Below are 12286 nucleotides of genomic sequence, written 5' to 3'. Positions count from 1 at the left end.
GGGACGGATCCCAGCCACATGACAATGCAGACATCGGAACCATGAGCACGCGCAGTGCGACACCCGGCAACACCCCGCTTTCGAGACGTTCGGAACGGGTATTCGTACTGGCCAGCTCGCTGGTTGTCATTGCCATCCTGAGCATCGTGACGTTTCTGTTGATCCGCGAACATGCCGCCGCACAACAGGCGGCAACACGTGCGGCGACCAATATCGTGCAATTGATTGACGCCGATGTGCTGCGTAACGTGGAGCTCTACGATCTGTCGCTGCAAGGTTTGGCCGCCGCCGCCAAACGCGACGACCTGAAAAACGTTTCGCCGGCGATTCGCCATCTGGCGCTGTTCGACCGCGCCACCGCCGCCCCCTACAAAGGCGACATCCTGCTGCTCGACAAGCGTGGCGATGTAATCGCCGACTCCGCCTCGGTCGAACCGCGCAAAGGCAATTACGCCGACCGGGAATATTTCCAGTCCCATGTCCAGGACCCGAGCCTGGGCATGATGATCAGTCGCCCGTTCCGTTCCAGGAGTGCCACCCACGATTGGCGCATCAGTTTCAGCTATCGACTGAGCGACGAGCGGGGTGAGTTCATGGGCGTGGCCGAGGCCGCGATGCGCCTGAACTACTTCAGCCAGCTGTTCAAAAGCCTGAACGTCGGCCACGGGACGGTCAACCTGGTCAGCCGCGATGGGATTCTGCTAGCCCAGGAACCGCCCCTGGCCGACGACATGATCGGCAAGGACTTCAGCAACCGACCGAACTTCGTACGCATTCTGCGTGAAGGTAACGGCAGTTTTACCGGCATCTCCAGTGTTGATCAGACACAGCGGCTGTACACCTTTTCCCAGGTGGGCAACCTGCCATTGATCGTCGTGGTAGCGCTCTCCTACCAAGAGGTTTTCGCCTCATGGCAACGCACGGCGTTGTTGGTCAGCGGCGCCACCGGCGCGCTGTGCATCGGTTTGCTCTGGCTCACCTGGCTGCTGCGCCGCGAATTGCGCCGCCGTTACAGAGCTGAACGGGAATTGGCCCAACTGGCGTCCGTCGACGCCCTCACAGGCCTGGCCAACCGACGAACACTGGACGAAACATTGCAACAGGAATGGCTGCGCGCCCAACGTTCGGGCCAACCGTTGTCTGTGCTGATGATCGATGCCGATCATTTCAAGGCGTTCAACGATCGCCATGGTCATCAGCAGGGTGACGAGGCCCTGCGCACCTTGGCGCAATTGATCGGCCAGCATGTCCGACGCCCCGCCGACCTGGCGGCGCGCTATGGCGGTGAGGAGTTCTCGGTGGTGCTGCCGGAGACCACCACCGCTGGCGCCTTCACCATGGCCCAGAATATTCGTGACGCGGTGGAACAATTGCCACCGGTGTCCGAGGGGGAAGCGCCCATGACGGTCAGTATCGGCATCGCCACTTGGACTCAGGGACCGTACAGCGAACTCGAACAACTCTTGTTCGCCGCGGACAAGGCGCTGTACCAGGCCAAGGCCAGCGGGCGCAACCGTGTGGTCTGCGCGATGTAACACCGGAGCACCCAAAGGCTATGGACACTGCGCTCGGTGGCGAGGGAGCTTGCTCCCGCTGGGCTGCGCAGCAGCCCCAAACGGCCCTGACTAATGAGTTTGAAACACCGCGGCGCCAGATTTCAGGGCCGCTGCACGCCCCAGCGGGAGCAAGCTCCCTCGCCACAAGTTTCCCCTTCGCCCCCGACGAAAACCCGACCATAAAAAAAGGCCACCCGAAGGCAGCCCTTAAAAACTAGAGAGGTTTTTTGCTTACACCGCCGCGACAGGGCGCATGTAAGAGATTGGTGCGGTGCTGGCGTCTTCGAACGTCACGACTTCCCAAGCATCTTTCTGCTCAATCAACTTGCGCAGCAGCTGGTTGTTCAGTGCGTGGCCGGACTTGAAGCCCTTGAACTCACCAATCAGGCTATTGCCCAGCAGGTAGAGGTCGCCGATTGCATCGAGGATCTTGTGCTTGACGAATTCGTCTTCATAACGAAGACCGTCTTCGTTCAATACACCATCGGAATCGACCACGATCGCGTTTTCAACACTGCCGCCGAGTGCGAGGTTGTGCTTGCGCAGGTACTCGATATCACTCATGAAACCAAAGGTACGGGCGCGGCTGACTTCTTTTACGAACGAAGTACTGGAAAAATCCACGCTTGCACTCTGGGTGCGGTCACGGAAAACCGGATGATCGAAATCGATCTCGAAGCTCACCTTGAAACCTTCGAAAGGGACGAAAGTGGCGCGCTTGTCGCCGTCTTCCACTGTCACTTCCCGCAGGATGCGGATGAACTTCTTGGCTGCGTCCTGCTCTTCCAGGCCAGCCGATTGAATCAGGAATACGAAGGGTCCGGCACTGCCATCCATGATCGGGACTTCGGACGCGGAGAGCTCGACGTAGGCGTTATCGATGCCCAGGCCAGCCATGGCCGAGAGCAAATGCTCCACCGTATCCACTTTGGTGTCACCGTTGACCAGTGTGGTCGACATAGTGGTTTCACCAACGTTTTCCGCGCGAGCAGGAATCTGCACCACAGGGTCGAGGTCGGCACGACAAAACACAATGCCGGTATCGATAGGCGCGGGCTTGAGGGTCAGGTAGACCTTCTCGCCGGAGTGCAAGCCGACACCTGTGGCACGGATAATATTCTTCAGGGTGCGTTGTTTAATCATGGCATGGGCCGCTTCAGCGCAAATTGCGAACTGGTATCAACAAAGGCTGGCGATGATAGCAGACCAGACCTTTGCTGAACACCAATCACCCGTATCCCCCTGATACATTTCATCAATCGGCCTGACGACGCAGGAAAGCCGGGATGTCCAGGTAATCCAGATCGTCTTGCGGATTCATCTTCGCGGCAGTCGCAGTACCGGCCTGAGCCTGGTTGCGCATGACGGTCGGACGGTCCAGGTCACGGTAGTTCACCGCAGGCGCTTCCTGGCGCGAAGCCACTTGTTGTTGCGGTTGCGAAGCCATGGAGGTGTGAACGGTGTTGTCGATGACCTTCACAGGCTTCTCGATTTTCGCGCCCAGACCGGTGGCAACCACGGTAACGTGCAACTCGTCGCGCATGTCCGGATCGATAACGGTACCGACCTTGACCATCGCGTGCTCGGAAGCGAAGGCTTCGATGATGCTACCCACGTCGGAGTACTCACCCAGGGACAGGTCAGGACCGGCGGTGATGTTCACCAGGATGCCGCGTGCACCTTGCAGGTTCACGTCTTCGAGCAACGGGTTGCGGATGGCCGCTTCGGTGGCCTCGCGAGCACGGTTCGGACCGCTGGCGCAGCCAGTGCCCATCATCGCCATGCCCATTTCGCTCATGACAGTCCGTACGTCGGCAAAGTCGACGTTGATCATGCCTGGACGCTTGATGATGTCGGAGATACCGCGAACGGCACCGGCCAGTACATCGTCAGCCTTGGCGAAAGCCGACAGCAGGCTTGCGTCTTTACCCAGGATGGTCAGCAGCTTCTCGTTGGGAATGGTGATCAACGAGTCGACGCTTTCAGACAGCAGACGGATACCTTCGTCGGCGATCTGCATACGCTTGCGGCCTTCGAAAGGGAACGGACGGGTCACCACCGCAACGGTGAGGATCCCCATTTCCTTGGCCACTTCGGCGATGATTGGCGCCGCACCCGTACCGGTGCCGCCGCCCATGCCGGTGGTGATGAACACCATGTTGGTGCCTTGCAGGACTTCAGCGATGCGCTCACGGTCTTCGAGAGCGGCCTGACGACCGACCTCAGGGTTGGCGCCGGCACCCAGGCCTTTGGTCACGCCAGTGCCCAGTTGCAGGATGGTCCGCGCGCCGATGGATTTCAGCGCCTGGGCATCAGTGTTGGCGCAGATGAATTCAACGCCTTCAATGTTGCTCTTGACCATGTGGTTGACAGCGTTGCCGCCGCCGCCGCCGACACCGATTACTTTGATAACCGGGCTAGCGGGGATGTTGTCTACGAGTTCGAACATTTTCCCTCTCCTTTCATTCTCTAGTTTTTTCGCCTACTGCGTTTGCTGCGTCTTCCAGCGCCAAGCCTGAAACCTGCCGCGTGAAGCTTTGAAACTGTTTAGAAGTTGCCTTTGACCCAAGCCTGGAGCCGCTCGAACAGCGGTGCCTTCGGCTCGTCGCTGCTGTAGCTGTCGCGGCTGCCGATCCCTGAAAACGAGATCCCGTCGGACTGTTTCTGCAGGCCGTACATCAACAGGCCCACGCCGGTGGAATAGATCGGGTTGCGGACCACGTCATCCAGGCCCTTGACGCCATGGGGCACGCCCAGGCGCACCGGCATGTGGAAAATCTCTTCGGCCAGCTCGACCGCACCTTCCATCTTCGACGTACCGCCGGTCAGCACGATGCCGGCCGGGATCAGGTCTTCGTAGCCGCTGCGACGCAGTTCGGCCTGGATCAGCGTGAACAGCTCGTCGTAGCGCGGCTCGACCACTTCGGCCAGGGCCTGGCGCGACAATTCGCGCGGTGGACGGTCGCCGACGCTTGGCACCTTGATGGTTTCACCGGCACCGGCCAGCTTCGCCAGGGCGCAGGCGTAACGGATCTTGATTTCCTCGGCGTACTGGGTCGGAGTGCGCAACGCCATGGCGATGTCGTTGGTCACCTGGTCGCCGGCAATCGGGATCACGGCCGTGTGGCGGATCGCGCCTTCGGTGAAGATTGCGATGTCGGTGGTGCCGCCGCCGATGTCCACCAGGCACACGCCCAGTTCTTTCTCGTCGTCGGTCAGCACCGAGTAGGCCGAGGCCAGTTGCTCGAGGATGATGTCGTCGATTTCCAGGCCGCAGCGACGCACGCATTTCTCGATGTTCTGCGCGGCGTTCACCGCACAGGTCACCACGTGGACCTTGGCTTCCAGGCGCACGCCGGACATGCCCAGGGGCTCACGCACGCCTTCCTGGTTATCGATCACGTAATCCTGCGGCAGGGTGTGCAGCACACGCTGGTCGGCCGGGATCGCCACGGCCTGGGCCGCGTCGAGTACGCGCTCAAGGTCCGCGGAGCTGACTTCGCGATCACGAATCGCCACGATGCCGTGGGAGTTCAGGCTGCGGATGTGATTGCCCGCCACGCCGACGAACGCCGAGTGGATCCGGCAACCGGCCATCAGCTGCGCCTCTTCGATGGCGCGCTGGATCGATTGCACGGTGGACTCGATATTCACCACCACGCCTTTTTTCAAGCCGCGGGACGGGTGTGTACCGATCCCGACGATGACCAGCGTGCCGTCGTCCGCGACTTCGCCTACCAGCGCCACCACCTTGGAAGTGCCGATATCGAGACCGACGATCATTTTCCCGCTTTGCACGTTTGCCATGGGTCCTGCCTCTTCTTAATTCTTCGCGACGGCGGGTTCGGCCGTCGTCGGCGCTACAGGTTCCCGCCAGCCAACGGCCAGGCCGTTGGCGTAGCGCAGATCGATGCGCGCAATGTTCGTAATCTGTTCTTTGAGCGTCTTGTCATAGATGGCGATGAAGCGGCGCATCTTTTCCACCAGGTTGCCGCGCCCGAGCAACAGCTCGATGCCCGGCCCCGAGCTGCCCGCGCCAGTGGTCAGGAACCAACTGCCGCGCTCACGCAATTCCAGGCGCGCGATGGAGAAGCCCAACGGCCGCAGCATCTGGCTCAACACCTGGTATTGCTGCATCACTTGCTGCTGGGCCCGCTGTGGACCGAACAGTTGTGGCAAATGTTCATAGTTGGCCAGTTCTCGCGGCGTAAACGCCTGGCCCTGGTTGTTCAGCAACGACTCGTCGCCCCAACGGGCCACCGGCAGTTGCTCTTCCAGGCGAATCGACACCTGGTCGGGCCACACCCGCCGGACTTCGGCGTGAGCGATCCAGGGCATCTGCTCCAGCTCCGTGCGCATGCCCGCCAGGTCGATGGTGAAGAAACTCGACGCGACGAACGGGGCGATCCGCTGCTGCACTGCCTGCTGGCTGATGTAGCTCAGGTCGCCCTGGACGTTGATCCGGGCGATCGGCCGGTCGGCATAAGGCAGCAACCGTTGCGCGCCTTCATAGGTACCGAACCCCAACGCCACCAGCAGCACCGGCCAGAACAGGCTCTTGAGAAAACCAAAGTTGGCTTTCGGCAAGCGCGCCGACATCGGCTCTTTGGCCACCATTCGGCTGGCACCCCGCGGCACCGGCTTGCGACCGGGTGCGGATGGCTGATGACGAAGCGATGCGCCTTGCATGGCTTAACCTCTTGGCTCTTGAGGGCCGACACTGGCCGCCAGGATCGACAGCACCAGTTGCTGGAAATCCAGACCGGCGGCACGGGCCGCCATCGGTACCAGGCTGTGATCGGTCATGCCGGGCGCGGTGTTGACTTCCAGGAACCAGAACTGCCCATCGGCGTCCTGCATCACGTCTGCCCGGCCCCAACCGGCGATACCCAGCGCCTCACAGGCCTTGGCCGTGAGGTCCATCAGTTCTTTTTCCTTGGCAGCGTCCAGCCCGCAGGGAATGCGGTACTGGGTATCGTTGGCGATGTACTTGGCGTCGTAGTCGTAGAACGTGTGGGGCGTGCCCAGCGCAATCGGGGGCAACACCTGGTCACGCAGGGTGGCGATGGTGAACTCGGGACCGGTGATCCATTGTTCGACCAACACTTGCGAATCGTAGGAACTGGCGTCCTTCCATGCCGCGGTCAACTCAGGCAGCGAATTCACTTTCGCCATGCCGATACTTGAACCTTCATGGGCCGGTTTGACGATCAAAGGGAAGCCCAGTTCCGTGGCCGCCGAAATACAATCGGCCTCGGACGCCAGCACGGCGTGACGCGGCGTCGGAATACCGAGGCTGTGCCAGACCTGCTTGGTGCGCAGTTTATCCATCGCCAGGGCGGATGCCAGGATGCCGCTGCCGGTGTAGGGGATCCCCAGGCATTCGAGCAGGCCTTGCATGCTGCCGTCTTCGCCGCCGCGACCATGGAGGATGATGAACGCGCGATCGATCTTTTCGCTCAGCAGGCGCTGCAGGAAATCGTCGCCCACGTCGATGCCGAAGGCGTCGACGCCGGCACTTTGCAAGGCTTGCAACACGGCGTTGCCGGACTTGAGGGACACCTCGCGCTCGGCGCTCTTGCCACCGAACAGCACGGCCACGCGGCCGAAGGCTTGCGGATCGAGGGTCGAGACCAGGTTGGCGTAGGCAGCAGTCATTTCAGTTTCCCCTCGCTGGAGGCCACGATTGCTCCGGCGAATAACGGACTTTTCAACAGTTTCGGGGCCAGGCCACCGATGTCACCGGCCCCCTGGCACAGCAGGATGTCGCCGGCGCGCAGCAACGGCTTGACCAGCGGCGCGAGGTCCACGCCACGTTCGATGTAGATCGGGTCCAACTGGCCGCGTTGACGAATGCTGTGGCACAGCTGGCGGCTGTCGGCCCCGGGGATCGGCTCTTCACCGGCCGGGTAGACTTCCATCAACAGCAGCACGTTGGCGTCGGCCAGCACCTGGACGAAATCGTCATACAGGTCGCGGGTGCGGCTATAGCGGTGCGGCTGGTAGACCATCACCAGGCGCCGCTCCGGCCAGCCACCGCGCACGGCCTTGATCACCGCCGCGACTTCGGTCGGGTGGTGGCCATAGTCGTCCACCAGCATCACGTTGCCGCCGTCCACCGGCAGTTCGCCGTAGACCTGGAAACGTCGGCCCACGCCCTGGAACCCGGACAGGCCCTGGACGATGGCTTCATCGCTGACGCCTTCGTCGGTGGCGATGCAGATGGTGGCCAAGGAATTGAGCACGTTGTGGTTGCCGGGCATGTTCACCGACACGTCCAACGGCTCGCGATCAGGGCGCAAGACGGTGAAGAACGTCTGCATGCCTTGCTGGCGCACATTGATGGCGCGCACGTCGGCGTCTTCGCCAAAGCCGTAGGTCACGGTCGGACGCTTGATCAGCGGCAGGATTTCACGCACCACCGGGTCGTCCAGGCACACCACGGCCAGACCGTAGAACGGCAGGTTGTGGAGGAACTCGACGAAGGTTTTCTTCAGTTTGTTGAAGTCACCGTCGTAGGTCGCCATGTGGTCGGCGTCGATGTTGGTCACCACGGCCACCAGCGGTTGCAGGTGCAGGAAGCTCGCATCGCTCTCGTCGGCTTCGGCGATCAGGTAGCGGCTGGTGCCCAGCTGGGCATTGGTGCCCGCGGCATTCAGACGACCACCGATCACGAACGTCGGGTCCAGGCCACCGGCCGCGAACACCGAGGCGATCAGGCTGGTGGTGGTGGTTTTGCCGTGGGTACCGGCGACGGCGATGCCATGGCGATAGCGCATCAGCTCGGCGAGCATCTCAGCCCGTGGCACCACCGGAATGCGGCGTTCCAGGGCGGTGGCGACTTCCGGGTTGGAGGTGTTCACGGCGCTGGAAACCACCAGTACGTCAGCATCGGCGGCGTTCTCGGCACGGTGACCGATAAAGATCTGCGCACCGAAGGACTCCAGGCGCTCGGTGACCGGGGAAGCTTTCAGGTCGGAACCCGAGACCTGGTAACCCAGGTTCAGCAATACCTCGGCGATCCCGCACATGCCCACGCCGCCGATACCGACGAAGTGGATACGGCGGATACGGCGCATTTCCGGTTGCGGCATGGCTTTGCGATTCTCAACCATGGGCCACCTCCAGGCAGGTATCGACCACTTGGGCCGTGGCATCGGGTTTGGCCAGGCGGCGGGCGGCGCGGGCCATGTCTTCAAGTCGTTGCGGCTGCATCAAAACCTCTGTCAGGCGGGCGGCGAGATCCGCGGCGCCAGTCGTTCTTTGCGGCATCAGGAAGGCAGCGCCTTCACGGGCCAAATAATCGGCGTTACGGGTCTGGTGATCGTCGATGGCGTGGGGCAAAGGCACCAGCATCGAGGGCAGACCGGCGGCAGCCAGTTCACTGATGGTCAGCGCGCCTGCGCGGCAGACCACCAGGTCGGCCCAGCCATAGGCTTGGGCCATGTCTTTGATGAAAGGCTGCACTTGCGCCTCGACGCCGGCGGCGCGGTAGCGCTCGGCGGTCACTTCATCGTGATGTTTGCCTGCCTGATGGAACACTTCCGGCCGCAGGTCGGGAGCGACCAGCGACAAGGCTTCGGGCAGCAATTTGTTCAACGGTTCCGCCCCCAGGCTTCCACCCAGGATCAGCAAACGCGCCTTGCGTCCAGCCAGGGCCGGGCGCGGTGTCTCCAGGAACAGCTCGGTACGCACCGGATTACCGGTGGTGCGGCGGCTGCCCGACAGGGTAAAGGTGTCGGGAAAGGCTTCACAGACCCGGGCGGCCAACGGCACCAGTAACCGATTGGCGGTACCGGCCACGGCGTTCTGCTCGTGGACGATCACCGGCACGCCGGCCAGTTTTGCCGCAACGCCGCCAGGGCCGGTCACATAACCACCGAACCCGACCACGCACACCGGGCGCAACCGACGAATGATCGCTCGCGCCTGCCAGATCGACTTGAGCAGCATCAGCGGCGCCTTGAGCAACGACAACTTGCCCTTGCCCCGCAGGCCGCTGGCGTCGATCCGGTGCAGTTCGAGGCCGGCGCCAGGCACCAATTCGTTCTCGATGCCCCGCGGCGTACCCAGCCAGTGCACGGTGTAGCCCCGTGACTGGAACTCCCGGGCACAGGCCAGCGCCGGGAACACGTGCCCGCCGGTACCGCCCGCCATGATCAGCACGTTAGCGCCCATGAGTCGGCTCCTCGGCGAAGTCGCTCTCCTGGAATTCCATCTCTTCGCTGCCCAGGTGGGTTCGGCTCTCCCATTCGATACGCAGCAACAGACCGAGACAGGCACAGCAGATCACCAGGGAACTGCCGCCATAACTGAGGAACGGCAGCGTCAGACCTTTGGTCGGCAAGAGGCCGACGTTCACGCCGATGTTGATCAGGAACTGGCCGATCCACAGGAACGACAAGCCATACGCCACGTAAGCGGCGAAAAACTGCTTGGCCTTTTCGGCCCACAAGCCGATGTACATGCCGCGCACACAGACGAACACGAACAGGGCGACGGTGCACAGGGAGCCGACGACGCCCAGCTCTTCGGCCAGTACCGAGAATACGAAGTCGGTGTGGGCTTCCGGCAGGTAGAACTGCTTCTGCACGCTGTTGCCCAGGCCCACGCCCAACCATTCGCCGCGACCGAAGGCAATCAAGGCCTGGGTCAATTGATAGCCGGAACCGAACTGGTCGGCCCACGGGTCGGTGAAGGTGATCAGGCGCGCCATCCGGTACGGTTGCGCCTGAACCAGCACGGTCACGGCCGCCACCGCCAACGCCACCATCAGGATGAAGCGAAACAGCCCGACCCCACCGAGGAACAGCATCGCCGCGGCGGCGCCCATCATCACCACCGTGGCGCCGAAGTCCGGCTCCATCAGCAGCAGGCCCGCCATGGGCAGCAAGACGATGAACGGCTTGAAGAAGCCCATCCAGCTCTCGCGCACTTCTTTCTGGCGACGCACCAGATAACCGGCCAGGAAAATCACCACGAAGACCTTGGCGATCTCCGAGGGCTGCACGTTGAAGAAGCTGAAGCCGATCCAGCGCATCGAGCCGTTGACCTCGCGGCCGATCCCCGGCACCAGCACCATCACCAACAGGCCGAAGGCACCGAGCAGCATCAACCAGCCCAGGCGTTGCCAGGTGGCGATTGGCACCATCATGGTGACAACGCACGCGCCCAGGCCGATCACCAGGTAAACCAGGTGGCGGATCATGTGGTAAAGGGTGTTGCCCGACTGCACGGCGGCCACTTCCGACGACGCGGAGGTGATCATCACCAGGCCCAGTCCCAGCAAGGCCAGGCAACCGGCGAGCATCGGGAAATCCAGGTCGATGCCACGTCCGGTGATCAACGGCGACGGGTACGGCTTGATGATGTTCATCAGGCTCATGCCAAGTCCTCCGCGGCCCGGGCGAACAACTGCCCGCGCTCTTCATAGTTCTTGAACATGTCGAAACTGGCGCAGGCCGGCGACAACAGCACCGCGTCGCCCGGCTGCGCGAGAGCGCGGCATTGCTGCACCGCCTCGTCCAGCGAACCGACGCGAACCAGCGGCACGGCATCGCCGAGGGCCTGGGCGATCAATTCGCGGTCGCGGCCCATCAGCACCACGGCACGGCAGTTGGCTGCCACGGGGTCGCGCAAGTCCTTGAAGTCGGCGCCCTTGCCGTCGCCGCCGGCAATCAGCACGAGCTTGCCTGCGATGTCCGCCCCCAACCCTTCGATGGCCGCCAGCGCGGCACCGACGTTGGTGGCCTTGGAGTCGTTGTACCAGGCCACGCCATCAAGGTCGCGCACCCACTGGCAGCGGTGTTCGAGACCGGCAAACGTGCGCAGGGCCGATAGCATGGCGTCGAACGGCAGGCCGACCGCATGCCCCAGGGCCAACGCGGCCAGGGCATTGGCCTGGTTATGGGCGCCACGAATCTTCAGTTCGCGCACCGGCATCAGGTTCTGGAATTCGAAGGCCAGGTATTTCTCGCCATTCTCTTCGCGCAAGCCGAAGCCTTTGAAATCCGGAACCCCCAGGCCGAAGGACCAGCACGGCATGCCCTCGCCCAGCAACGGACGGGTCAAGGCGTCCTGGCGGTTGAACACCACCTGCCGGGCCCCGCGGAAGATCCGGTGCTTGGCCAGGTGATAGGCCGGCAGGCCGCTGTAGCGGTCCATGTGGTCTTCGCTGACGTTGAGCACGGTGGCCACTTCGGCGCCCAGGTGGTCGGTGGTTTCCAGCTGGAAGCTCGACAGCTCCATCACGTACAGCTCGACGTCGTCGCTGAGCAGGTCCAGGGCCGGGGTACCGAGGTTGCCGCCCACGGCGACGCGCTTGCCGGCCGCCGTGGCCATCTCGCCCACCAGGGTGGTGACGGTGCTCTTGGCGTTCGAACCGCTGATGGCAACGATCGGCGCCTTGGCGTTACGCGCGAACAGCTCGATGTCGCCGGACAGTTTCACGCCACGGGCAGCGGCCGCCTGCAGGGCCGGAGTCGCCAGGGCCAGGCCGGGGCTCACGTAGAGCTCATCGGCGCGGCACAGGAATTCGACGTCCAGCTCGCCACAACGCACGTCCACCTGGGGATAGTCACGGCGCAGCGTGGCCAGCTCAGGCGGATTTTCCCGCGTGTCGGCCACGGCAAACGACACGCCCCGGTTCGCCAGGAAGCGAACCAGGGACATGCCGCTCTTGCCGAGGCCGACAACGATGCGGAAGTGGTCAGAAGCGATCAGGGACACTC

Annotated in this window: 10 protein-coding genes; 1 reads left to right on the top strand and 9 read right to left on the bottom strand. The window is 62.7% G+C overall.

From position 1 onward, the window contains the following. Positions 1-41: 41 nt before the first annotated feature. Positions 42-1535 carry a sensor domain-containing diguanylate cyclase gene (locus AO356_RS17220; protein ID WP_060740760.1) on the top strand — a complete coding sequence of 498 codons (1494 nt, stop codon included), beginning with the start codon at positions 42-44 and terminating at the stop codon, positions 1533-1535. A gap of 252 nt (positions 1536-1787) precedes the next feature. Here the strand turns inward: AO356_RS17220 and lpxC are convergent, their stop codons facing one another. The 9 genes from lpxC to murD form a co-directional block, all read right to left on the bottom strand. Next, positions 1788-2699 (bottom strand): UDP-3-O-acyl-N-acetylglucosamine deacetylase, encoded by a 912-nt coding sequence (lpxC, locus tag AO356_RS17215; RefSeq protein WP_003178240.1) that lies wholly within the window; start codon positions 2697-2699, stop codon positions 1788-1790. Positions 2700-2811: 112 nt separating this feature from the next. Further along, complete coding sequence (gene ftsZ, locus AO356_RS17210) at positions 2812-4005, bottom strand: cell division protein FtsZ (protein ID WP_003205341.1); 1194 nt, start codon at positions 4003-4005, stop codon at positions 2812-2814. Between the two features lie 98 nt (positions 4006-4103). Next, a complete protein-coding gene (ftsA, locus tag AO356_RS17205; RefSeq protein ID WP_003205342.1) occupies positions 4104-5363 on the bottom strand; it encodes a cell division protein FtsA in 1260 nt (419 codons plus the stop codon). A 15-nt stretch (positions 5364-5378) separates the two neighbouring features. Continuing rightward, a complete protein-coding gene (locus AO356_RS17200; RefSeq protein WP_042729561.1) occupies positions 5379-6245 on the bottom strand; it encodes a cell division protein FtsQ/DivIB in 867 nt (288 codons plus the stop codon). A 3-nt stretch (positions 6246-6248) separates the two neighbouring features. After that, a complete protein-coding gene (locus AO356_RS17195) occupies positions 6249-7214 on the bottom strand; it encodes a D-alanine--D-alanine ligase (RefSeq protein ID WP_060740759.1) in 966 nt (321 codons plus the stop codon). Next, positions 7211-8671 (bottom strand): UDP-N-acetylmuramate--L-alanine ligase, encoded by a 1461-nt coding sequence (murC, locus tag AO356_RS17190; protein WP_060740758.1) that lies wholly within the window; start codon positions 8669-8671, stop codon positions 7211-7213. The genes AO356_RS17195 and murC overlap by 4 nt, the downstream gene beginning before the upstream one ends. Further along, complete coding sequence (murG, locus tag AO356_RS17185) at positions 8664-9734, bottom strand: undecaprenyldiphospho-muramoylpentapeptide beta-N-acetylglucosaminyltransferase (protein WP_060740757.1); 1071 nt, start codon at positions 9732-9734, stop codon at positions 8664-8666. The genes murC and murG overlap by 8 nt, the downstream gene beginning before the upstream one ends. Next, positions 9724-10941: a putative lipid II flippase FtsW gene (gene ftsW, locus AO356_RS17180; protein WP_060740756.1), complete on the bottom strand. Its 1218-nt coding sequence runs from the start codon at positions 10939-10941 to the stop codon at positions 9724-9726. The genes murG and ftsW overlap by 11 nt, the downstream gene beginning before the upstream one ends. Beyond that, a complete protein-coding gene (murD, locus tag AO356_RS17175; RefSeq protein ID WP_060740755.1) occupies positions 10938-12284 on the bottom strand; it encodes a UDP-N-acetylmuramoyl-L-alanine--D-glutamate ligase in 1347 nt (448 codons plus the stop codon). The genes ftsW and murD overlap by 4 nt, the downstream gene beginning before the upstream one ends. Positions 12285-12286 lie beyond the last annotated feature (2 nt).

Source organism: Pseudomonas fluorescens, from assembly GCF_001307275.1.
Lineage (GTDB): Bacteria > Pseudomonadota > Gammaproteobacteria > Pseudomonadales > Pseudomonadaceae > Aquipseudomonas > Aquipseudomonas fluorescens_AA.
The sequence above is the reverse complement of the archived record's forward strand: the minus strand, read 5'-3'. Positions and strand labels throughout refer to the sequence as shown.